A 21,846-nucleotide genomic window follows, 5' to 3' on the forward strand; every position below is an offset into this window, starting at 1 on the left:
GGAAATATGTCAGGCTTATCCGGCCGAGTCTAGCAAGGACCGAAAATGCACGCGATCCGCAAGCCCTATCTCCTGTTCCTCGGCGACGTCGGCTCCGATATCTTCGCCAAGACGGCGCACGGCTTGAAGGACTGGTGCCCGGAGGACTGCGTGGCCCAGTGGCGCCTGCCGGACTGTGCGGTCGATCTCGGGCTGGAGGAACTTGCCCCCGAGGCCGCCCTCGCCGCCGGAGCCCGCTCGCTGGTGATCGCGGTGGCACCGATTGGCGGCGCGCTTCCGCCGCACTGGGTCCCGGCGATCCTCGCTGCGATCGAGGCCGGGCTCGACATCGTCTCCGGGATGCACGGCACCCTCGCTGCGGTCCCGGCGATTGCCGAGGCGGCGCGGCGCAGGGGCGTCAGGCTCCACGACGTGCGCCAGCCTCCTGCGGGCATTCCCATCGCGACGGGGCGCAAGCGCACGGGAAAGCGCCTACTGATGGTCGGCACCGACTGCGCGCTCGGCAAGAAGTACACCGCGCTCGCCATCACCCGCGAGATGAAGCGGCAGGGGATCGATGCGAGCTTCCGTGCGACCGGGCAGACCGGCATTCTCATCGCGGGTTCGGGCGTTCCGATCGATGCCGTGGTGTCCGACTTCGTCGCGGGCGCTGCCGAGATCCTCAGCCCCGATGCTCCCCAGGATCATTGGGACGTGATCGAAGGGCAGGGGTCGCTGTTCCATCCCGCCTATGCCGCGGTCACGCTCGGCCTGATCCACGGCAGCCAGCCCGATGCGATGATCCTGTGTCACGAACCGGGCCGGATGCGGATCAACGGCTATCCCGATTTTCCCGCCCCCTCGCTCGTCACGGCGATCCGGCACTTCGAGGAATGCGCGCGCCTCACCAATCCGGCCGCGCGGGTGATCGGCGTCAGCCTCAACACCGCGCGCCTCTCGCCCGAACAGCGCAGCGACGCGATCGAGGCGGCGATGGACGAGACGGGGCTGCCCGCCTTCGATCCCGTCGCCAGCCCGATCGGCGATTTCGTTCGCGGCTTTGCCGGCGCGCTCGACCATGCAGCTTGAGGTCGTCCGCCGCGACTGGCTGCTGAAGGAGCCTTTCACCATCTCGCGCGGCACCATGACCACTGCCGACGCGGTGATCGTGACGCTGCGCGACGGCGAAGCCGTGGGCCGGGGCGAGGCCTACGGCATCATCTACGAGGGCGAGACGCCCGACAGCATCATGGCGCAGGTCGAGAGCGTGCGCCCGGCGATCGAGGCGGGGATCGACCGTCGGGCGCTGCGCGATCTCCTGCCCGTCGGGGGCGCGCGCTGCGCGGTGGATTGCGCGCTCTGGGACCTGGAGGCCAAGCGCAGCGGGCGCCCAGCCTGGCGCTCGGCCGGCCTTGCCGCCCTCCGCGAAGTCGAGACCGCCTTCACCATCGGGATGCGCTCCGCCGAGGAGGTCCGCGCGACCGCCGCGCGCTTCGCCGATTTCCCGCTGCTGAAGCTCAAGGTCGGGCGCGAGGACCCGCTGGCCACCATCGCGGCGGCGCGGGCAGGGGCCCCTTCGAGCCGCTTCATCGTCGATCCCAACCAGAGCTGGTCCGCCGCCGACGTCATCGCGCTCGCCGACCAGCTGGCCGCGCTCGGCGTGGTCCTGCTCGAACAGCCGGTGCCGGTTGACGATGACGAGGGGCTGCGCGCCTATGCCGGCCCGGTTGCCATCTGCGCGGACGAGCTGGTCCATGACCGTAGCGATCTCGGCAAGGCGCAAGGCAAGTACAGCCACATCAACATCAAGCTCGACAAGACGGGCGGGTTGACCGAGGCGCTCGCCCTCGCGGACGCAGCGCTGGCGGCGGGATACGGACTGATGGTCGGATGCATGGCCGGATCATCGCTCGCCATGGCGCCCGCCCACCTGGTCGCGCAGCTGTGCGACTACGTCGACCTCGACGGCCCGCTGCTCCAGGCCGAGGACTGGACGCCCGCGATGACCTATCGTGCCGGGCGTCTCGCGCCGCCGGAGCCTGCCTTGTGGGGATGACCGGACGGCTCAGGACTGCGGTCGCGGCGGCCCTGCTCGCGCTTGGAGCGGGGCAGGGGCTTGCTGCGGGGGACAAGGCATCGCTTCTCGACTGGATCGGCGCGCGGATCGATGCAGAGGACGCGGTGCTTGCGCCTGCGCGGATCGAGCCGGTCTGGATCGACGGCGACCGGCTGCTGATCCCCGATGCCCGCGGCGGCCTCGCGATCGACCTCGTCGATGCCCGGACAGGCTCCCGGCGCGCGGTGAGCGAGCCTGCGGCACTCGCAGCGGCGCTGCGGGCGTCCGGCCTCGACCCGGCGCGCTTCAGGCCGCGCGGACTCGATGCAAGCGGCCTCCAGCTCAGCGACGGAAGCCATTGGTTCAGGCTCGACAAGGGCAGTCTCGCCCCCGCGCCCGATCTCGAACTGCGCGCCCGGCGCGAGGTGCCGCAGTGGATCGCCTCGCAATTCCCGACCACCTTCGACGACCTGGTCGAACTGCCTGCGCCCGACGGCAGCCGCTTCCTGACGCTCCAGGGACATGACCTCGCCCTGCGTGTCCGCGACGGCACCGTGACCGCCCTCACGCAAGGCGCCACCCCCGAGCTGACCTGGCGTTCGAGCGAGGAGTCCGAGCAGGACTTCCCGGCCGTCTGGTCGCCCGACGGCAAGCTCATCGCCGCGGTCCGGCTGGACTTGAGGGGCGTGCCGCACGAGCCGGTGGTCCGCTGGCTCGAAACACCTCCGCGGGTCGATCGCATCCCCTATCCGCGCGCCGGCAAGCCCATGCCGCGCTTTGCCGTCGCGCTCATCAGCCCCGAGGGCAGCGTGCCGCGGTTTCTCGACCTCGGCGAGACGGCGGATCACTACGTCAACATCATCGATTTCAGCCGCGACGGCAGGACCCTGCTGGTGCAGGTCATCGACCGCGCCCACCATCACTGGCGCCTGCTCGGCGTCGAGGTCGCCAGCGGCGCCGCAAGGACGCTCCTCGAAGAGCGGCGGGCGACCTATATCGACACCCCGATGACGCTCGGCCCGATACTGGTCCGGGCGGTGGACGGCGGCTTCCTCCACCTTTCCGAGGCGAGCGGCACCCGCCACATCGTCCTCCATGCGCCCGACGGCCGCAAGCTGCGCGCGCTGACCAGCGGGCCCTTCGCGGTCGAGGACATCGCGGCGATCGATCACCGGGGCGGCTGGGTCTATTTTCTCGCCGACACGCGCCCCTCGACCGTGCTGAAGCCGCGCCTTTACCGGGTGCGGCTGACCGGCGGGCGGATCGAGGCGATCGGCGGGGAGGGGGTGGAAAAGCTCTGGTTCGCGCCGGGTTACCGCCACGTGGTGATGCGCCGCTCGACCACCACCGCGCCACCCGTCACCGAACTGGTGTCGCTCGATGGCCGCGCCAGCGTCACCTTGTCGCGCCCGGTCTCGCCGCAACTGGCGGCGCTTCCCCGGGGGATTCCGATCTCCGCCCCCTCGACCGATGGCCGGCGCGAGGTCCACGGGGTGCTCTACCTGCCGCCTGGAACCGAGGGTCCGGTGCCGATCGTGGAGATCATCTATGGCGGAATGCAGCTCGACTTCATGCCGCGCCACTGGTTCGGCTTCGGGCGGCTCGAGGGCGGCTACAATGGCATGATCGCGCGGCTGCTGCTGTCGCGCGGCTACGCCGTGGGCTACATCAACGCCCCCGGCACGCCCGGCCGCGGGCGCGACTACCAGGACGCGACCTACGGCACCTGGCCGCAATCGGTGATCGCCGACCACGTGGCGTGGTGGCGCGCGGCGGCGGGGCAGCACAGCGTGCTGGATCTCGATCGGCTCGGCGTGTTCGGCAACAGCTGGGGCGGCTATCTCGCCCAGCGCGCGATGATTGATGCTCCCGGCTTCTACCGCGCCGCAGTGGCGATGGCCCCGCCATCGGACTTCGTCGATCATCCCAATTACATCGAGCCTTTCATGGGCACTCCCGCCGAGAATCCCCAAGGCTACAAGGCCGCGTCCAACCTCGCGCGGGTCGGGCAGATCGCAGGGCCGGTGCTGGTGATGCCGATGCCGCTCGACGTGAACGCGGGTTTCTCGCCGGCGATGAAATTCGTCAATGCGATGATCCTCGCGGGCAAGAATGTCGAGATCTTCACGATGCCCGAGGTGAATCACCGGGTTAACTGCTGCGGGCCTGAGCGCGAGCGTTACGCTTACGCCACAGTGATCGACTTCCTCGACCGAAAGTTGCACGATTGATTTGACACAAGTGTGTCGAATTGGAAAATACATCCCGAAAAATGGCGACTCTATCGCTGCCACCAGGGGAGGTTGGTTTGAAGTCTGCACTCAACGCCGGATTGTCCGCATTCGCACTCGTCGTCGGCATCGCCGCCGTGCCCACGACCGCCCAGGCGCAATCGACCGACACGGCCGAAGCCGATGCGAAGGGCAGCTCTGAGATCGTGGTGACCGCGCTGCGGCGCGAAACGACGCTCCAGGACGCGCCGATCTCGATCGCGGTGGTCAGTTCGGAAACGATCCAGCAGCAGGCGATCGACGACTTCTTCGATCTCGCCCTGCGCGTGCCCAACGTCGCGATCTTCGAGAACAACAATCTCTCGGGCCGCACCGGGGTCACCATCCGCGGGATTCCGGGACGTGCCGGGATCTTCGTCGACGACGTGTTCGTGGGCGACAGCTCGGCGATCAACACCCTGCTGGTCGATGTCGACCGGGTCGAGGTGCTGCGCGGCCCGCAGGCCACCCTGTTCGGCCGCAACGCCATCTCGGGCGCGATCAACACGATCACCCGCAAGCCCGGCAACGAGTTCTTCGCCCAGGGGCGCGCGCGCTACGGCAGCTTCAATGAGCCCTATGTGGCCGGCGCGATCGGCACCCCGATCGTCGAGGACCTCCTCGCCGCCAAGGTATCCGCGGCCTATCGCAAGAACGACGGCTTCGATCGCGAGCGCGGCGGCGGGCGGGTGAACGGCGACGACGGCTGGGCGGTGCAGGGGCAGCTGCGCTTCACACCGTCCTCCGCCGTCGACATCCTGATCTCGGCCGACTACTCGAAGGACAGCAACCAGACCGGCTATTCGGATGCGGTTGCCGACTATTCGATCAACGGCGCCCCGGGGCAGACCTTCCGTATCGCCGCGCGTGACGGCAATGCCTTCGACCGGATCGTTCCCGCGCGCAGCACCCCCAACAACCAGGACCGCGAGATCTGGGGGATTTCGGCGACGATCGACATCGATCTCGGCTTTGCAGACCTCAAGTCGATCACCGCGCACCGCGAGGTCTCGTATCTCTACCAGCGCGACGGCGACGGCTCGGAGTTCGACATCATCCGGGGCACCCAGCCGGTCGATTACCAGCAGTTCAGCCAGGAAGTGCGACTGGTTTCCAAGCCGTCGGACAGCTTCGACTGGCTCGTGGGCGCCTATTACTTCAAGGACAAGCGCACCTCGCGCGACAGCAACCTGCTGGGTTCGGACTGGATCATCGCCACCGTGCCCCAGCTCGCGCCGCTGGCGCCCCCGCTGGTGCAGGGCGGGACCCCCGGCGTGGTGACGATCGGGCGCCTGTTCGCGAGCCCGACGCTTCAGAACATCGTCGGCATCCGCCCGCCGGCGAGCACTCTCGGCACGCAGGAGACCTTCGACCAGAACGAGATCGAGAGCTACGCCTTCTTCGGGTCGGCGACGTGGAAGATCTCGCCCGAGCTCGAGCTGACCGGCGGCCTGCGCTACACGCAGGAACGGGTCCAGGCCGCCTATGGCCGCAATGTCGTGGGCTTCCTCAATGCCTTCGTGCCGCCGATCGCGCGCCAGAACCTCGACAGCGGATGGGACGGCGAGTGGTCGCCGATGGCGAACCTCGTCTATCGCCCCTCGGATGACGTGACGCTCTACGCGACCTACAGCACCGGCTTCCGCAGCGGCGGGTTCAACCTTGCCCCGGCGGCGGTCAACCCGCCCGCGAACGACGCGGCGCAGCGTCGCTTCCTTCCGGAAACGGTCACCAACTACGAGCTCGGCCTCAAGTCGACCCTGCTCGAGGGCAAGCTCTACGCCAATGCGGCGGTGTTCTACATGGAATACCAGGACTTCCAGCGCAGCTTCTACCGGATCGACCCGGTCACCGGCGCGCAGGTCAACACCTTCAACGCCGAGGCCAGCATGCGCGGCTTCGAGCTCGAGCTCACCGCGATCCCCGCCGACTGGCTGACGATCACCGCGGGCTACGGCTACCAGGACAGCAAGTATGGCGATTACGCCGATGCTCCGGTGCAGTCCTATCTCGTGCCGAACCCCGCGGGGCGGCTGCTGACGACCGACCTCACCGGCGACCAGCTGCCTTTCGCGCCCCGGCACAGCCTCAACCTCTCGGCGGTCACCACCATCCCCTTGAGCGATGGCCTGCAGATCACCGCCGGCCCGGACATGCAGCTGCGTTCGTCCTACCCGGTGTCGGACGGGGTCGACGCGATCCGCATCGTCCAGGACACGGTGATCCTCAACGGCTTCATCTCGATCGGCGCGCCCGACGGCACCTGGCAGCTCACCGGCCGCGTGCGCAACCTGACCGACGAAATCTACCTGACCGGCCTCGATTACAACAACTTCGTCGGCACGGTCTACCAGGGCCTCTCCGCCCCGAGGACCTTCGCGATCGAGGCCTCGTTCCGTTTCTGAGCGGAAACGACGCTTGACCTTCCCGGTCGCCATGCCAATGCTGACCTCCACAAAGGACCAGTTGAGACATGGCGACTAGGAAGCGTTCCCATCCGGCACTACCCAGCACCACGCAAGAACGGGCGCCCGAAAACCTCGGCCTGCACATCCGCGAATTGCGCTCCGAGCGGCGCTGGTCGCTGAGCGAGCTGTCGTCGCGGTCGGGGATCGCCGCCTCGACCTTGTCGAAGGTCGAGAACGACACGCTGTCGCTGACCTATGACCGGCTGCTGATGGTGGCGCGCGGGTTCGGGATGTCGCTGTCCGAGTTTCTCGCCCCGCGCGGCGACGCGGGGACATCGAGCCAGGGCATCGCGCGGATCAGTTGGGCGCGGTTCGGTTCGGGTGAGCGCGTCGTCACCGGCGCTTACAAGTACGATTACCTGTGCGGCAACCTGCGCCAGAAGCGGATGATCCCGCTGGTCGCCGAGGTGCGCGCCCGCACGCTCGAGGAGTTCGGCCCGCTGCTGCGCCACGAGGGCGAGGAGTTCGTCTTCGTGCTCGAAGGGCGGGTCGAGGTGAACACCGAGTTCTACGCCCCCGAAGTGCTCGAGAAGGGCGAGGGCGTCTACATCGACAGCCGCCAGGGCCATGCCTACCTGAACGCGTCGGATGGCGTGTCGATCATCCTTTCGGTCAATTCCGAAACGCCCAAGGACAACATGATCACGGATTGACCGGCGGCGCCGCCGGCCTCGCGGTCGCGGCGAGGAACTTGCGGATCTCGCCGAGCGTGAAGGCGGGCTCGTTGAGCACGAAATAGTGCCCCGACCCGGCCGGAGCCTTCACCAGCGTCCCGCGGGTGGTGAAGCCGACATAATCGCGCTCCCACTGCGCGCGCAGCAGCTTCCAGTTGGTCTGCTCGCGCGGGGTGAGGTCCTTCGGCATCTGCTTGGCGATTTCCGCGGCGGGCTGGTCCTGCACGATCATCAGCACCGGCAGGTCGCCGAGCGCCCCGGGACTGCGCACCAGCGACAGGCCGCTGCGACAGGCATTGGCCAGCGCCTCGCGCTGCGCGGCGAGCGAGCGCGGGCGGGATTCGAGGTTCACCAGCGTCGGGTAGATCGCGCCGAGCGCCTTGTTGGGGCTGCCCGGGGTGTCGGCATTCATCGGGTTGAGCGAGGGCACGAGACCCAAGCCGAACATCGAGGCCCAGAACGCCAGGCCCCCGGGGCTCGAGGGACCGCAGCCATAGAGGGCCTGCTGTTCGACGAACCAGCTCGGCGGGGTCGGATCGAGCAGCACCGCGGCGCTGACGCGGTCGGGATAGGCCTGGGCGAGATTGGCGGCGAACAGACCGCCGACCGAATGGCCGACGGGGATGATCTGGCCGGTCTCCCCTGCCGCGGTGACCGCGCCCATCAGCTCGGCGATGATCGCCTCGACGGTGCGCGGGCTCTGCGCCGGATCGGCCCAGCCGGTCCCCGGCCGATCCACGAGGCAGGAGCGATGGCTCGCGCGCAGCGCCTCGTGCAGCGGGGCGAGAAACCAGCCCGAGGAATAGGCGCCGGAAATGAGCAGCAGGGTCGGGCCACCCCTGGGGCCCTCGCACTTCACGAAGAGCCGCTCGCCCCCGACCGCGACGAACCTACCGCCCGCCGGCCGCGCGGCTTCGAGCGCGCGTGCGGCGTTGCTCATGGCGATCGCACCGGCCGCGAGCGCCAGCCCGAACAGGGCGAGGACCGCTCCGAAGCCGAAGCCGAGCCTGCGGCCCCAGCCGCGCCCGCGCTTGCCCCGCCACAGCAGGAACAGCCCGAGCAGCAGGACTGCACCGGCAGCAAGGTAGGGAAACACCGGGCCGACGAGAAACGGGGTCATGGCGAGGCAGGCTCCATGGGCAGGCATTGACCGGAATTCGGTATAGACACGAGATTTCCGAAAGGAAACGATACTCTCATGCGGTGGCGGGCATGTCGCCCCAGCATTCCTCGGCGATCCGCTGCCAGTTGCCCCCGAGGATTGCCGCAATCTCCTCGCCCGCGAGGCCGGCGGCGGCCAGCCCGGCGCGCAGGGCGGGGATCGCCTCGGGCGGGGTGCATTCGGTCGGCTGCTCGTAGCCGCACCCCCCGGGGAAGGTGCTGGCCATGGCCGCCTTCTCGGCTTCGAGCCCGGCGAGGTCGAAGACGAAGTCGAGCCCCAGCCCGACATGGCGCGGCCCGACCAGCTTGACGAGGTAGAGGACGTGCTCGAGCACCAGCCGCTCGACCGGAGCGCCGGTGCCGAGGAACAGCCGGAGGCCGTTGACCCCGATCGCCCCGCCCCGCGCCGCACAGGCGCGCGCCAGGTCGTCGGTGATGTTGCGGGGGTGATCGCACAGCGCGCGCGGGTTCGAGTGCGAAAGGATCATCGGCTTGCGCGCGATCGCGAGCGCCTGCATCGCCGCGGCGTGCGCCGTGTGGCTGAGGCACACGACGATGCCTGCGTCCTCCATCTGACGGATCAGGCGAACGCCCTCGGGGGTGAGCCCCGCGGCCTCGTGGACGCCGCCCGCGGCCCAGTTGCGGCGGTTGTAGGCAAGCAGCATCCAGCGCACCCCGACCTGCCGCAGCTGCGCGACGCGGCCGAGGTCGCCTTCGAGCGGCGCGGCACCCTCGACATCGAACACCACCGCCAGCCGGCCCGCGCCTCGCGCCGCGTCGATCTCCGCGAGCGAGCGGGCGAGCACGAAGCGGTCCGGGTGCGCGGCGAGCCAGGCGGTGATCGCCTTCGCCATCGCCAGGTGATCCTCCCATGCCATTTCGCCATAGCCGATGTTGAGGCTGACCACGTCGACCCCGGCGTCGCGATAGCGCTGGAGGGTCGGCAGGTGCGCCGGCAGGTCGTCGATCGCCATCGGGGGGCATGCGTGGTTGTCCCAGACCGGCGCGGGCAGGGGAGCGCTCATGCGATCTCCGCCGCGGCCGGGCCGCGCGCCCTCGTCAGCACGGCATAGAGCAGTGCGACCAGACCGGCGATGATCGCGGGCACCATCCAGAGCGCGAACCAGTCCGGCGAGCCGTCAGGCTGCGCGCTGGCAGCAGCGACAAGATTGGCGAAGTTCGCGCCGATGATCGTGCCCACCCCGAGGGTCATGAAGGCGAGAAAGGCCTGCGCCCGCCCGCGCGTCTCGGGCGGGAAGAGGCGGTCGACATGGACCTGCCCCGCCACGAAGAAGAAGTCGTAGCAGATGCCGTGCAGCAGGATCCCGGCCAGCAGCATCCAGACGACCGGCCCGCCCGAAGCGAGGCCGAAGGCGAACAGGGCGTAGCGCAGCACCCAGGCCGCCATGCCGATCAGCAGCACCCAGCGGATCCCGAGCCGCGCGAAGGCAGCGGGCAGCAGCAGCATGAACAGGATCTCCGAAACCTGCCCGAGCGACTGGACCGCAGCGGCGCGCGGCAGCCCGGTCGCGATCAGGAAGCTGTTGGCATAGGCGTAGTAGAAGCTCAGGGGCACGACGATCAGGGTCGAGCAGGCGATGAACACCCAGAACCCCCGGTCGCGGACCGAAAGCGCGAAATCGAACCCGATGAGCGCCATCAGGCCCGCGCCGGCGGGGCCTTGTGCTGGCGGGGGCGAGGGCAAGGTGAAGCAGTAAAGGCCGAGGAGGGCGGCAGCGCCCGCCGCGAGCAGGATCGGCGTGGTGGTGGGCTCGAGGGGCCCTGAGGCGGCAAGTCCGGCCATCCCCATCAGGTCCGGCCCGAAGCCGATCAGCAGCCCCGCGGCGATCCAGCCGATTGTGCCGAGCGCCCGGATCGGCGGGAACTGCCGCGTGCTGTCGGCAAGCGCCGCCATCACCACGATGTTCGAAAGCGGGATGGTCGGCATGTAGAGCAGCATCACCAGCAGCACCGATCCGATCAGCCGGGCATGGCCCACCTCGATGGTGGCGAGGTGCGCGAGCGCCGCCGCGCCGCACAGGTGCAGCACGCCGAGCAGCCGCGCCGCCGGGACGCGCCGGTCGGCGAGCGCACCGAAGATCATCGGGCTGAGCACCGCGGCATAGCCCTGCGTCGCATAGGTCGCGCCGACGATGTCCTCGAAGGGCCCCGCTGCGAGCCACGCGCCGAGCGTCACCCACCACGCACCCCACACGAAATACTGGGCGAACATCAGGAGCCCCAAGCGCGCTGCAAGCATCCGGTGTCTCTCCGATCGGGCGACGTGATGCTTATTCGATAGAGAGCTATCGGATCAGAAACAAGAGGCGGCGCTTGCGGCTACGCCCCGGACTAGCCGGGGATCACTCGCTCGCGTCGGTCCGGTTCGTGATCAGCCGCGCCCCGCGCTGGTAAGTGACGTAGCGCCACAGCCATTGGATGCTGACCAGCACGCGCTGCTCGAAGGCGACCAGCAGGTAGACATGGACCACCGCCCACAGCAGCCAGGCGAGGGTGCCCTTGAGCCGGCGCTTGCCGAAGTCGAAGACCGCGGCGTGGCGCCCGATGATCGCCGCATTGCCGCGGTTGCGGAAGACGAAGGGCGCGGGCGCTCCGCCGCTGCCACGCAGCTCCCGCGCCAGTTCGCGCCCGAGGTGCTCGCCCTGCTGCTTGGCGACCTGCGCGAGGCCGGGGAGCGGCGCGCCGGTCGGGCCGGGTGCCGCGACCGTGTCGCCGAGCGCGTAGATGCCCGGGTGCCCTGCGACCTCGAGCCGCGCGTTGACGGGGATCCGCCCAGCGCGGTCGGGCGCAACCCCGAGCCATTGCGCCGCCGGAGAGGCGCGGATGCCGGCCCCCCAGACTATCGCGTTCGCAGGGAGGAAGCCGCCGGGCAGGCGCACGCCGTCTGCCGTGACCTCCTCCCCCGCTTCGCCGGTGCGCACCTCGACCCCGAGCTTCTCCAGCCGCCGCAGCGCGTAGGCCGAGAGCGCCTCCGGGAAGGCGGCGAGGACGCGCGGACCGGCTTCGACGAGCACTACGCGGGCCTCGCGCGGGTCGATGTGGCGGAAGTCGCGGGCAAGCGCGTGGCGGGCGAGCTCGGCGATCGATCCCGCCATCTCCACACCCGTCGGCCCGCCGCCGATGATCACGCTGGTCATCAGCGCCTCCCGCCGCGCGGGATCGGCCTCGCGCTCGGCGCACTCGAATCCCATCAGCACCCGGGTGCGGATCGCGCGGGCGTTGTCGATGGTCTTGAGGCCCGGCGCGTGGCGCTCCCAGTCCGCATGGCCGAAATAGTTGTAGACCGAGCCGGTGGCGATCACGAGCCGGTCGTAGGGGATGCGCGCCCCGTCGCCGGTCAGCACCATCCGCGCGGCGGTGTCGATGCCGGTGACCTCGGCCATCACCACCTCGGCGTTGCGCTGGCGGCGCAAGAGCTTGCGGATCGGCTCGGCAATGTCGGCGGGCGAGAGCGCGGCGGTCGCGACCTGGTAGAGCAGCGGCTGGAAGAGGTGGTAGTTGTTGCGGTCGATCACGGTCACGTCGGCAGCCGCGCGGGCCAGGGCCTTGGCGCAGGCGATCCCGCCGAACCCGCCGCCGATGATGACGATCCGGGGCCGCGCCTGCGGGGGTGCGGCGGCGAGTTCCGCAGGTGCGATGTTCGGGTCTGCGTCAGCGACGCCTTGCGCCCTCCGAGCGCACCGCGGCTCCGTCGCAATGGCTGACTTGCGAGGCATCGAGCACACAGGCCGCGCCCGACCCGGTGACGCCGAGGGCGATCACGTCATCACTGGGATCACTATCCTGGCGGCGCATCGAAATTTCCCTCGGTTCTTCTGTGGCTTTCGCAAAGCGCCACACAATCGTGCCGAGCCGGTCGGGCGGCCATAACCTCGGTTCCGAAGGGAGGTTCGGACCCGCCGGCGGCGAGGATTGCAGCAAGGCCCCCGCGCCGCACCCCGCGCGCGCCGCTCCCCTCACAAAAGCGGATGTTTCCCCGCCCCCTGCGCGCGCTATGGCGCCCTTGACGTGCCGCCGACCGACCACAGAAGGACCTTTTCATGACAGCTCGCGCCACCGCCATCGCCGACCGGGTCGAGACCTTCGTGCGGGAGGTCGTCATCCCCTACGAGCGCGATCCGCGGATCGCAGTCCACGGCCACGGCCCGCCCGACGAACTGGTGCAGGAACTGCGCGACAAGGCGCGCGAGGCCGGGGTGCTGACGCCGCACATCCTCGCGGACGGCAGCCACCTCACCCAGCGCGAGACCGCGATCGTCCTCATCAGGTCCGGTCTCTCGCCCCTGGGGCCGCTGGCCTGCAACACCATGGCGCCCGACGAGGGCAACATGTACCTTCTCGGCAAGGTCGGCTCGCCCGAGATGAAGGAGCGCTTCCTCGCACCGATGGTGGCGGGCCGCGCGCGCTCGGCCTTCTTCATGACCGAGCCGGCGGCCGAGGGCGGGGCGGGCTCGGACCCCTCGATGATGCAGACGACCTGTGTTCAGGACGGCAACCACTGGGTCATCAACGGGCGCAAGGCCTTCATCACCGGGGCGGACGGCGCGAAGGTCGGGATCGTCATGGCCCGGCCCGAGGGCGGGGAGGGCGCCTCGATGTTCCTCGTCGACCTGCCCGACCCCGCGATCCGCATCGAGCGCGTGCTCGACACCATCGACAGCGCGATGCCCGGCGGCCACGCGGTGATCCAGATCGACAACCTCAGGGTGCCCGCCGACCAGATGCTCGGGAACAGCGGCGAGGGCTTCAAGTACGCGCAGATCCGCCTCAGCCCCGCGCGCCTCTCGCACTGCATGCGCTGGCTTGGCTGCTGCATCCGCGCCAACGAGATCGCCACCGCCTATGCCTGCCAGCGCACAGCCTTCGGCAAGCTCCTCGTCGATCACGAGGGGGTGGGTTTCATGCTCGCCGAGAACCTCATCGACCTGAAGCAATGCGAGCTGATGATCGACTGGTGCGCGGGCGTGCTCGACACCGGCGCGCTCGGCACGGCGGAGAGCTCGATGGCGAAGGTCGCGGTGAGCGAGGCGCTGATGCGGATCGCCGACCGCTGCGTGCAGATCATGGGCGGCACCGGCGTCTCCGGCGACACCATCGTCGAACAGGTGTTCCGCGAGGTGCGCGCCTTCCGGATCTACGACGGGCCGACCGAGGTCCACAAGTGGAGCCTCGCCAAGAAGGTCAAGCGCGACTTCCTGACCGCCGGCCAGCACTGAGGCGGGGCTTGGGGCCGCCCAAGCCCCGTCAGGAGTGCTTGAATTTCCGCTTGCTCTTGTGCGCAGGCTTCTTGCCGGCGCCGGGCTGGGGCGGGCGGTTTGCCTGCACGTTGCCGTTATTGAACTTGCGCTGCGGGGGCTTGGCCTTGACGTGAGGCTTGTCGGCACTGCGCGAGGGGCGCAGCTGGCGGTTGCTGCGCGCCGCCTCGCGCGGGCCCGCTTCGGAGCGCTCGATCCTCAGCGGCTCCTCGTCGTCCTCGCTCTGGCCCGTGCGCGCGGCGGTGGCGGCGTATTTGTCGGCGAGGGCGCGGGGGATCTGGAACCAGGTCTCGGCCTGGCCGATGCGGATTGCGCCGATTTCGCCGCGGGTGACATGGCCGCGGCGGCAGATCAGCGGGAGAATCCAGCGCGGGTCGGCGCCTTCGCGGCGGCCGATGTCCATCCGGAACCACACCGTATCCTCGAAGCCGGGGCGGTGGCGTTCCTTCTGCGCCTCGCGCGAATGGGCGACGATCTCCTCGGGCTCGGGCAGGCGCGCGCGGTGGGCGTGGACGAGCATCGCGGCGATGTCCTCGGGGGAACGCTCGGCGAGGAGCTGGCGGGCGAGCTCGCGGTCGGCCTCGTCGAAGTCGGTCGGCGCAAGGAGCCTGCCGAGCAGCCGCTCGCGGTCCTTCTTCGCAATCGTCTCGCGGTCGGGCACCTCCTGCCACTCCGCGGCGATCTGCGCGCGGTGGAGCATCGCCTCGACCCTGCGGCGGGCGGGGAAGGGCACGATCAGCACCGCGATGCCCTTGCGCCCTGCGCGGCCCGTCCGGCCCGAGCGGTGCTGCAAGGTCTCGGCATCGCGCGGAATCTCGGCATGGACGACGAGGCTCAGCGTCGGCAGGTCGATCCCGCGCGCGGCGACGTCCGTCGCGACGCAGACCCGCGCCCGCCCGTCGCGCAGCGCCTGAAGCGCCTGATTGCGCTCGGATTGCGAGTGCTCGCCCGACAGCGCCACCACCGCAAAGCCGCGCTCCTGCAAGGTCGCGTGGAGGTGGCGCACCTTCTCGCGGGTGGCGCAGAACAGGATCGCGGTCTCGGCCTCGTGGAAGCGCAGCAGGTTCACCGCCGCGTTCTCGACCTCGGGCGGGGAGACGGTCACCGCCTGGTAGGCGATGTCGCCGTGGCCGCGTTCGCCCTCGCCGATCGTGGCGATGCGCAGGGCGCCCGTCTGATAGCGCCGCGCGAGCGCCTCGATCGGGCGCGGCATTGTCGCCGAAAACAACAGGGTACGGCGCGTTTCTGGCGTCGCGTCGAGGATCGCCTCGAGCTCCTCGCGGAAGCCCATGTCGAGCATCTCGTCGGCTTCGTCGAGCACCGCCACCGCGAGCTGGGAGAGATCGAGGGCGCCGCGCTCGAAATGGTCGCGCAGGCGGCCGGGGGTGCCGACGACGATCGCCGGGCCCGACCCAAGCACCTTGCGCTCGGCCGAGGGGTTCATGCCGCCGACACAGGTCGCAACCCGCGCGCCGGTGCGCTCGTAGAGCCATGCGAGCTCGCGGCTGACCTGGAGCGCCAGCTCGCGGGTCGGCGTGACGACCAGCGCGCGCGGCGCCTCGACGAAGCCGATTCGTCCTGCATCGTCAAGCACTTGCCCCGCCATCGCGAGGCCGAAGGCGACGGTCTTGCCCGAGCCGGTCTGGGCCGAGACGACGAGGTCGCGGCCCGCGGCCTCGGGGCGCAGCACCTCGGCCTGGACGGGGGTGGCACTGGCATAGCCGCGCGCCTCGAGGGCGGCGGCGATGGTGGCGGGCAGGGCGGGGAAGGTCATTGGGTGGAAACTCGTCGGGAACGGCTCGCCGGGCGGGGGGCGGGGCAGGGCGCGGGGGGGAGGAAGAAGCGGGGCCGGTGCGGGGCCGCGGGGTCGAGGCCGGGCCCATAGCCGCAAACGGCCCGAAAAGCGCGCGCAAAGTGCCGCAGGGCGATGTTTCTGCTGTGCAGAGCTTCGCTTCCACGTGAAACATCCTCAAAAACCCCCCAGCAAGCAAGGGCTGGCGGGGGGCTAAAGGGGGTGTGGAGGGGGTATGGGCGGGGTCTGGGCCCGGTCCGGAGGAATCTAGCGCGACCCGCGCGCCGCGAGCACGCTCGGCACGGTCAGCACGATGATCCTGAGGTCGCGCCAGGTCGTGCGGCTGCTCACGTAGCGCACGTCGAGCAGCACCCGCTCGAAGTAGTGGATGTCGCTGCGGCCGGAGATCTGCCACAACCCGGTGATACCGGGGCGCACCAGGCAGTAGAGCGCGAAATGCGGACCGTAGCGCGCGGCCTCGGTCTCGACGATCGGGCGCGGGCCGACGATGCTCATTTCGCCGACCAGCACGTTCCAGAGCTGCGGAAGCTCGTCGAGGCTCGAGCGGCGCAGGAAGTTGCCGAGCCGCGTCACCCGCGGATCGTCGGTCAGCTTCTGCTGCTCGGCCCATTCGCGCGCCGCCTCGGGATCGTTCGCGAGGATGTTGGCAAGCCGTGCCTCGGCGTCGACCACCATGCTGCGGAACTTCCAGCACCGGAAACTCTTGCCGCCGAGGCCGATGCGGCGGTGGCCGAACAATACCGGGCCGGGGTCGGTGAGCTTGATCGCAATCGCGGTCACCGCGAACAGCGGCAGGAAGAACGCCAGCGCGAGCGCGGCGATCACGATGTCGAGCGCCCGCGACAGGGTGGCGCGTGCCAGGAGGCCCGGCGTCTTGGCGGCGGTGTCGGTCCGGAACGGATTCTTCGGGTCGATATACACGGTGCTCGCACCCCTCATGTGGCCGGATTAACACGATCCCCGGTGAGACGGCCCTTGTGACAGCCTTGTAGACGTCGGATTGGTTGCCGAGCCCTCCGCCCGCGCGTAGGTGTGATATGGGGTGGCCTCCGGGGCAGCCTTAGAGTAAGTTAACAACACCTTGAGAGCGGCTGGTGGGTCATGGCGGGGGAGCCACGACTGGTCGCGGAGGCAGGCTGCGCGGGGCGCGACGGGAGGCAGCAGATGGTGACCCAGGAAGATGCTCAGGAGGAGCTTCGCATCCGGCACCCTGCCGATGCCGACGAGGCCGCGCCGCAGCTCCGCAAGCGCCGGGTGAGGGTGCGGCGGCGCCAGCAGGAGAAGTTCCCGCGCCCCTTGCGCCTCGCGCTGATGTTCGTCCTGCCCGTGATGCTGTGGGCCGGGATCTACTTCGCGGGCCGCGCCCTGCTCTAGCGGCGCGGCGGCGCCGTGGCGGCGACCGCGGGGGGCGCGGCGAAGTCCGGCACGACCACCCGAGGCTGGGGCGGCGCCTTGGGGCAGGGATAGCTCTCCTGCAGGCTCGCGACGATTACCGAGGCGGCCTGCGCCTCGGTCTGCGAGGGATTGGCGATGAGATAGGCTTCGAAGGTGTCGGCGAGCTTGCCCATCGTCAGCCGCGCCGGCAGGCAGGTGTCGCCCGCGCCGATCCACACCGTGTAGGCGCGCGTCGCATCGGCGACCGCAGCGAGATAGGCAAAGCAGAAGTTCTTCGCATAGCTCGAGCTCTGGCGGCACTTGTGCAAGAGGTCGCCCGCCGACTGGAAGCCGGCGACGGCGTCGTCCTCGGCGGGTTGATCGAGGGCTGGCGACGGCGGCGCTTGTGTCTGCGCCGCAAGTCCCGTCGGCGCGAGCAGCGCGAGGCTCGTCCCGGCGAGGAGCATCAGCGCCGCCTGGGGTCTCCCTCTCATGCGGGTCCGTCGGCCTTCCGGGCGAGGGTCAGCGGGCGGGCCTTGAAGGCGGGCGCGGCGGCGGGAGCCGGGGCGGCCGCGGGCAGGGGCGCGTCCAGCGCGGCGGTGCTCTCCCGCGCGGGCCGCGCGAGGCCGAGCGGCGCGGCGCGCGGAGCGCTCAAGGTGCGGATCGCGGGCGCATTCGCGGTCGCGGCGGCGATCACCAGCTGCGCCTCGCCCGGCGGCGGGGCGAGCGGGTCCGCGGGCATCACCGGGCGCGCGGTCCACACCGGGATCGCCGGCTCGCGGCCCGCATAGGGCATCGCGAAGGCGGGGGCCTCGCCCGCCCCGCCGCGCCAGCGGTAGAAGAGGTGCCGTCCGATGCGGCCCTCGGGCGCGAGCGAGGCGCTCCAATAGGGCAGCACGTAATCGGCATGGTAGTGCGTCGCGAAGCCGACCTCGGGTGCGACCGCGCCGGCGAGCGCCTCCTTCGCGATCCGGCGCGCGCGCAGCCACAGGCCCGGGACCGGCGCGCGTCCCCGGGCGCCGTCGCAGGTGAAGGTGAACTGGCAGCCGGTGACGCGCTCCTGCCCCTGGAACACCACGCCGCACACCGTGTTGGGCCACGCCGGGTGTCGCACCCGGTTGAGCACCACCTGCGCGATGGCGCGCTGGCCGGCCTCGGGCTCCATCGCGCCCTCGTAGTAGATCGCCTCGGTGAGGCAGCGCTCGGCGCGCAGCGCGCTCGCGGCGTCTTTGAAGTCGGCCACGAAGGCTGGCGGGGCGGCGCCGGTGACAAGCGCGGTGGGGATCACCTCGCCCTGGAGCGACGCGGGGGTGCCGGGGGTGAGCGCGCGGAAGCGAATCCCGGCGGCGGCGCTGACCGGGTCGCCATGCTCGAAGGGCACGACCGGCACCGCGAGCAGCACCGCGGCGGACAGCGCCCCCGCCCAGCGCAGCGGCGTCAGGCGGCGGCGCCGCGCGCCGTGGCAGACCGGCGCGCGATAGGCAAAGCCCGGGGCATTCGGCGCGTCTGGCATGGCGTGTCGCTCGCTCCTCGGCTCGAAAGTGGATCGGGCGAGCGGTCCGAAGGCGCACAAGGGCGCGCGCGGGACCTTGCCGCTCGTCGCTCGCGCGTGGCTCTGCCGGGGGAGGCCCCGAGGTGCGCTTAAATGGGTTGGATTAGCGGGAGAGCGCCTCGCCCGCGCGACGAGGCGGGAGCCTCACGCCGCCATCTCGCGGAATTCGCGGTGGCCGCTCCTCAGGCTGTCGTAGTCGCCCGTGCCCTCGACCCGGCCCTCCTTGAGGTAGTAGAGCGTCTCGCAGCCGCGCACGGTCGAGAGGCGGTGCGCGATCATCACCACGGTGCGGGTGCCCTTCATCCCCTCGACCGCCTCGATGACAGCGCGTTCGGTGGTGTTGTCGAGCGCGCTGGTGGCCTCGTCGAGGATCAGGATCGCCGGATCGTGGTAGAGCGCGCGGGCGATGCCGATGCGCTGGCGCTCGCCGCCCGAGATGCGCACCCCGCTCTCGCCGACGACGGTGTCGAGCCCTTCGGGCTGGCGGTCGATGAAGCGGCCGAGCTGGGCGAGGCGGATCGCCTGGTCGAGCTTGCCCTCGTCGATGTCGCGGTCCTCGATGCCGAGCGCGATGTTGCGGCGGATGGTGTCGTCGAGGAGGTAGATCGACTGCGGCACGTAGCCGACCTGGCTGCGCCAGTCGCGCAAGGCCTCGCCCTCGAGCCGCTCGCCGTCGACCACCAGCCCGCCGCGCTCTGGCGAGAGCAGGCCGAGCAGCACGTCGACGACGGTCGACTTGCCCGCCCCGGTGCTGCCGACGAGGCCGACCGCGGTGCCGACGGGGATCTCGATGTCGATGCCCTTCAAGGCATAGTCCGGCGCCTCGGCATAGCGGTGCCACACGTCCGAGAGCGCGATCACCCGCTGCGGGCGCGCGCCCTCGCGCGCCGGGGCGGGGAGCGGCGCGTCGCCGAGCAGCCTCAAGTCACGCACGATCGGCTCGACCGCGACGAGGCTGTAGCGCAGGTCCGCGAACTGGTTGAGCGCCGCGCTCGAAGCCTCGCGAAGGCGCACGAGGCCGACCACGAACAGCGAGAGCGTGACGAGGATGCTCTCGGTGGTGCGCCCCTGCAGCACCAGCCCGCAGGCGAGCGCGAGGAGGCCGGTCATCGCCACCATCTCCGAGGCCGGGGGGATGAGGCGCATGATGAACATCTTGAAGCCGTTCGCCCGCGTGACCTGGTCGACCGCGCCCATCACCTTGCCGGTGAAGAACTCCTCGCGCCCCAGCGTGCGGATCTCCTTGATCCCGCCGAAGGCCTGCATGAGGTTCTGGTTGAAGACCTTGCGGTGTTGCTGCTGGACGAGGCCGTAGCGTCGCAGCCGCCCGGTCACGCCCTTGAGGGCCACGAAGGCGATCACCCCGAGGAACACGATCCAGGCGAGGGTGATGACCGGCTCTACGAACAGGAGGAAGCCGAGCACCGCGACCGAGACGATCGCCCGGGTGCACAGCTCCAAGGCGGTGCTGATGACGTTGTAGCACACCGTCTGCACCTCGCTGTCGACGTTGCGCAGCAGCTCGGAGCGGTTGCGCTCGAGGAAGAAGGGGTAGGGCGCGGCCATGTAGGCGCGCATCAGCCGGCCGGAGATCGACAGGCGGCGATGCGAGACGTAGCGGATCTGCGCCCAGTAGTTGAGCGCGAGGAAGCCGTTCTTGATCCCGAACACCGCGAGCAGCAGGCCCGCGCCCCACAGCACCAGCTCGCTGTCGCTGAGGCCCGCGGTGAGCCGCCCCAGCACCGGCCCGATCCCGGGCAGGCCGTTCATCGCCTCGCGGTCCACCACCGCGCTGACGAAGGCGGGCACCGCGGCGAGCCCCGCGATCTCGAGCGCGGCGCCGACCAGCATCATGCCGAACAGCACCGCGGCCTTGAAGCGCTCGCGCGGGGAGAGGAGCGAGAGGAGATCCTGGAGGGTCTTGGGCATGATGGCGGGGTCAGTCTCGCGTGAGGGGAGGATGAGGAGGGGCGCAGGTCAGGCGGTCGAGGCGAGGCCGGGGGCGGGGCTCGGCAGCGGGCGCGGGGCGGCGCTCTCGGGCACGGCGGCGGCCTGCACAGGTTCGGGCCGGGGCGCGCGCCCGGCGAGGGCGTCGGCCCACAGGTCGGTGAGCAGGGGGAGGTGCGCGGCGATGTCGGACTTGCGCGCCTGCGCGAAGCCGCGCTCGCGCATCTCCTCGGGGAGCGGGCCGGAGACGATCGCGGGCAGCTCGTCGATGGTCTCGTAGAGGATCCCCGCGCCCTCGCCGACGAAACGCAGGAGGTCGGGGCGGGAATTGGGCAGGCACACCCCGACGCCCGCGGCCTGGGCCTCGGCGATGGCGAGCGGCCAATCGTGGACCGCGCTGTCGGCGTCGCCGGTATGCACCAGCCAGCGGTGCTTCTTGTATTCGGCCGGCATCGCCTCGGGCGCGACCGGGCCGGCAATCGCGAGCCCGGCGGCGAGCTGCATTGCGCGTGCCGCGTTGACCTCGCCGTAGTGGGTGAAGCTGCGCCCCGGCACCTTGGCGGCGAGCCGCAGGATGTCGGGCACCGGCTTCGATCCGCCGCCTGCGCCGATGTGCATCACCGCCTCCCCGTTCGGGCTAAGGTCGTGGAAGGCGGCGAAATCCAATGCCGGGAAGCAATCGACGAGCTTGCCCTCGACCACGCCTGCGCGCAGCAGCCAGGGCCGCGCGAAGGGCAGCGCCAGAAGGCCGAGGCAGCGCTCGTCCGCGGTCGCCCTGAGCGCCGCGGCGAGGTCCTGCGACGGCGGCGGCGCGGGCACCCGGCGCAGCAGCCGCAGCATCCGCTCGCCCATCCTCGGCGGGCGCAGCGGCGCACAGTCGCGGGCATGGGCGCGCAGCGTGAAGGGCAGGTCCGCCGCCGCGGCGAGCCGCGTGACGAAGCCCGATTGCCCGAGTCCGTGGGCGTGGAGCACCTCGGGCGCAAAGGCCGCGACCTCGGCGAGGACGCGGGCGAATTCGGTGTCGGGATCGGCCTTCGGCGCAGGGGCCGAGCGGGTGAGCACCGCGACCTCGTGGCCCGCCTCGAGCGCGGCGATCTCGGTGCGGATCGCCGGTTCGCCGAGCGCGGCGGGATCGGGCAGGATGACCAGCACGCGCAGCTTGGCCAGCCCCGGGCCTGCGCCGCGCGGCGCCGCCTTGACAATTGTCGTCATGGGTACTCCCTTCCCCTGGGGATGAAACGCGGGCGACAGCGGCTCAAGCGCAACGCGAAGTCTC

At 70.5% G+C, this 21,846-nt stretch carries 17 protein-coding genes; 7 read left to right on the forward strand and 10 right to left on the reverse strand.

Annotated elements, in window-relative coordinates:
* Nucleotides 1-45 precede the first annotated feature (45 nt).
* From ACLBKU_RS16520 to ACLBKU_RS16540, 5 genes are all read left to right on the forward strand, one after another.
* Nucleotides 46-1,068: a DUF1611 domain-containing protein gene (locus tag ACLBKU_RS16520; protein ID WP_410180663.1), complete on the forward strand. Its 1,023-nt coding sequence runs from the start codon at nucleotides 46-48 to the stop codon at nucleotides 1,066-1,068.
* Complete coding sequence (dgcA, locus tag ACLBKU_RS16525; protein ID WP_410180664.1) at nucleotides 1,058-2,035, forward strand: N-acetyl-D-Glu racemase DgcA; 978 nt, start codon at nucleotides 1,058-1,060, stop codon at nucleotides 2,033-2,035. Before ACLBKU_RS16520 ends, dgcA begins: the two co-directional genes overlap by 11 nt.
* Nucleotides 2,032-4,266, forward strand: a complete 2,235-nt coding sequence (locus ACLBKU_RS16530; protein ID WP_410180665.1) for a DPP IV N-terminal domain-containing protein — start codon at nucleotides 2,032-2,034, stop codon at nucleotides 4,264-4,266. Before dgcA ends, ACLBKU_RS16530 begins: the two co-directional genes overlap by 4 nt.
* A gap of 101 nt (nucleotides 4,267-4,367) precedes the next feature.
* Nucleotides 4,368-6,710, forward strand: a complete 2,343-nt coding sequence (locus tag ACLBKU_RS16535; protein ID WP_410180666.1) for a TonB-dependent receptor — start codon at nucleotides 4,368-4,370, stop codon at nucleotides 6,708-6,710.
* 68 nt (nucleotides 6,711-6,778) lie between these two features.
* Nucleotides 6,779-7,426, forward strand: a complete 648-nt coding sequence (locus ACLBKU_RS16540) for a helix-turn-helix domain-containing protein (protein WP_410180667.1) — start codon at nucleotides 6,779-6,781, stop codon at nucleotides 7,424-7,426.
* Here ACLBKU_RS16540 and ACLBKU_RS16545 read toward each other — a convergent pair.
* The 4 genes from ACLBKU_RS16545 to ACLBKU_RS16560 form a co-directional block, all read right to left on the reverse strand.
* Nucleotides 7,416-8,567 carry an alpha/beta fold hydrolase gene (locus ACLBKU_RS16545; protein ID WP_410180668.1) on the reverse strand — a complete coding sequence of 384 codons (1,152 nt, stop codon included), beginning with the start codon at nucleotides 8,565-8,567 and terminating at the stop codon, nucleotides 7,416-7,418. The two genes, ACLBKU_RS16540 and ACLBKU_RS16545, sit on opposite strands and share 11 nt — an antisense overlap.
* Before the next feature lie 76 nt (nucleotides 8,568-8,643).
* On the reverse strand, nucleotides 8,644-9,633 hold the full coding sequence (locus ACLBKU_RS16550) for a dipeptidase (protein WP_410180669.1): 990 nt from the start codon (nucleotides 9,631-9,633) through the stop codon (nucleotides 8,644-8,646).
* Nucleotides 9,630-10,853, reverse strand: coding sequence for an MFS transporter (locus tag ACLBKU_RS16555; RefSeq protein ID WP_410180670.1), 1,224 nt, complete (start codon nucleotides 10,851-10,853; stop codon nucleotides 9,630-9,632). Before ACLBKU_RS16555 ends, ACLBKU_RS16550 begins: the two co-directional genes overlap by 4 nt.
* Before the next feature lie 118 nt (nucleotides 10,854-10,971).
* On the reverse strand, nucleotides 10,972-12,345 hold the full coding sequence (locus ACLBKU_RS16560; protein ID WP_410180671.1) for an NAD(P)/FAD-dependent oxidoreductase: 1,374 nt from the start codon (nucleotides 12,343-12,345) through the stop codon (nucleotides 10,972-10,974).
* Between the two features lie 324 nt (nucleotides 12,346-12,669).
* Between ACLBKU_RS16560 and ACLBKU_RS16565 the strand changes: the two genes are divergently transcribed.
* Nucleotides 12,670-13,845 (forward strand): acyl-CoA dehydrogenase family protein, encoded by a 1,176-nt coding sequence (locus ACLBKU_RS16565; protein WP_410180672.1) that lies wholly within the window; start codon nucleotides 12,670-12,672, stop codon nucleotides 13,843-13,845.
* A gap of 28 nt (nucleotides 13,846-13,873) precedes the next feature.
* Here the strand turns inward: ACLBKU_RS16565 and ACLBKU_RS16570 are convergent, their stop codons facing one another.
* Nucleotides 13,874-15,658: a DEAD/DEAH box helicase gene (locus tag ACLBKU_RS16570; RefSeq protein ID WP_410180673.1), complete on the reverse strand. Its 1,785-nt coding sequence runs from the start codon at nucleotides 15,656-15,658 to the stop codon at nucleotides 13,874-13,876.
* A gap of 285 nt (nucleotides 15,659-15,943) precedes the next feature.
* Nucleotides 15,944-16,618: a sugar transferase gene (locus ACLBKU_RS16575; RefSeq protein ID WP_410180674.1), complete on the reverse strand. Its 675-nt coding sequence runs from the start codon at nucleotides 16,616-16,618 to the stop codon at nucleotides 15,944-15,946.
* Nucleotides 16,619-16,861: 243 nt separating this feature from the next.
* On the opposite strand from ACLBKU_RS16575, the gene ACLBKU_RS16580 reads away from it, so the two are divergent.
* The gene (locus ACLBKU_RS16580; RefSeq protein WP_410180675.1) at nucleotides 16,862-17,071 is read left to right on the forward strand and encodes a hypothetical protein; all 210 of its coding nucleotides are present in this window, start codon (nucleotides 16,862-16,864) and stop codon (nucleotides 17,069-17,071) included.
* Here ACLBKU_RS16580 and ACLBKU_RS16585 read toward each other — a convergent pair.
* The 4 genes from ACLBKU_RS16585 to ACLBKU_RS16600 form a co-directional block, all read right to left on the reverse strand.
* On the reverse strand, nucleotides 17,068-17,565 hold the full coding sequence (locus ACLBKU_RS16585; protein WP_410180676.1) for a Rap1a/Tai family immunity protein: 498 nt from the start codon (nucleotides 17,563-17,565) through the stop codon (nucleotides 17,068-17,070). The genes ACLBKU_RS16580 and ACLBKU_RS16585 overlap by 4 nt on opposite strands.
* On the reverse strand, nucleotides 17,562-18,584 hold the full coding sequence (locus tag ACLBKU_RS16590) for a cell wall hydrolase (RefSeq protein ID WP_410180677.1): 1,023 nt from the start codon (nucleotides 18,582-18,584) through the stop codon (nucleotides 17,562-17,564). The genes ACLBKU_RS16585 and ACLBKU_RS16590 overlap by 4 nt, the downstream gene beginning before the upstream one ends.
* Nucleotides 18,585-18,767: 183 nt before the next feature.
* Nucleotides 18,768-20,552 carry an ABC transporter ATP-binding protein gene (locus ACLBKU_RS16595; protein WP_410180678.1) on the reverse strand — a complete coding sequence of 595 codons (1,785 nt, stop codon included), beginning with the start codon at nucleotides 20,550-20,552 and terminating at the stop codon, nucleotides 18,768-18,770.
* 48 nt (nucleotides 20,553-20,600) lie between these two features.
* Nucleotides 20,601-21,782: a hypothetical protein gene (locus tag ACLBKU_RS16600; protein ID WP_410180679.1), complete on the reverse strand. Its 1,182-nt coding sequence runs from the start codon at nucleotides 21,780-21,782 to the stop codon at nucleotides 20,601-20,603.
* Between the last annotated feature and the right edge of the window lie 64 nt (nucleotides 21,783-21,846).

Origin of the sequence: Erythrobacter sp. NE805, assembly GCF_046452355.1 — a bacterium.
GTDB lineage: Bacteria > Pseudomonadota > Alphaproteobacteria > Sphingomonadales > Sphingomonadaceae > Erythrobacter.

Coding starts and splice junctions, on each gene's coding strand:
- ACLBKU_RS16550 (WP_410180669.1), bottom strand. CDS start 9,633: ATGAGCGCTCCCCTGCCCGCGCCGGTCTGGGACAACCACGCATGCCCC.
- ACLBKU_RS16560 (WP_410180671.1), bottom strand. CDS start 12,345: ATGCCTCGCAAGTCAGCCATTGCGACGGAGCCGCGGTGCGCTCGGAGG.
- ACLBKU_RS16540 (WP_410180667.1), top strand. CDS start 6,779: ATGGCGACTAGGAAGCGTTCCCATCCGGCACTACCCAGCACCACGCAA.
- ACLBKU_RS16580 (WP_410180675.1), top strand. CDS start 16,862: ATGGTGACCCAGGAAGATGCTCAGGAGGAGCTTCGCATCCGGCACCCT.
- ACLBKU_RS16570 (WP_410180673.1), bottom strand. CDS start 15,658: ATGACCTTCCCCGCCCTGCCCGCCACCATCGCCGCCGCCCTCGAGGCG.
- ACLBKU_RS16545 (WP_410180668.1), bottom strand. CDS start 8,567: ATGACCCCGTTTCTCGTCGGCCCGGTGTTTCCCTACCTTGCTGCCGGT.
- ACLBKU_RS16565 (WP_410180672.1), top strand. CDS start 12,670: ATGACAGCTCGCGCCACCGCCATCGCCGACCGGGTCGAGACCTTCGTG.
- ACLBKU_RS16600 (WP_410180679.1), bottom strand. CDS start 21,782: ATGACGACAATTGTCAAGGCGGCGCCGCGCGGCGCAGGCCCGGGGCTG.
- ACLBKU_RS16530 (WP_410180665.1), top strand. CDS start 2,032: ATGACCGGACGGCTCAGGACTGCGGTCGCGGCGGCCCTGCTCGCGCTT.
- ACLBKU_RS16585 (WP_410180676.1), bottom strand. CDS start 17,565: ATGAGAGGGAGACCCCAGGCGGCGCTGATGCTCCTCGCCGGGACGAGC.
- ACLBKU_RS16595 (WP_410180678.1), bottom strand. CDS start 20,552: ATGCCCAAGACCCTCCAGGATCTCCTCTCGCTCCTCTCCCCGCGCGAG.
- ACLBKU_RS16520 (WP_410180663.1), top strand. CDS start 46: ATGCACGCGATCCGCAAGCCCTATCTCCTGTTCCTCGGCGACGTCGGC.
- ACLBKU_RS16590 (WP_410180677.1), bottom strand. CDS start 18,584: ATGCCAGACGCGCCGAATGCCCCGGGCTTTGCCTATCGCGCGCCGGTC.
- dgcA (WP_410180664.1), top strand. CDS start 1,058: ATGCAGCTTGAGGTCGTCCGCCGCGACTGGCTGCTGAAGGAGCCTTTC.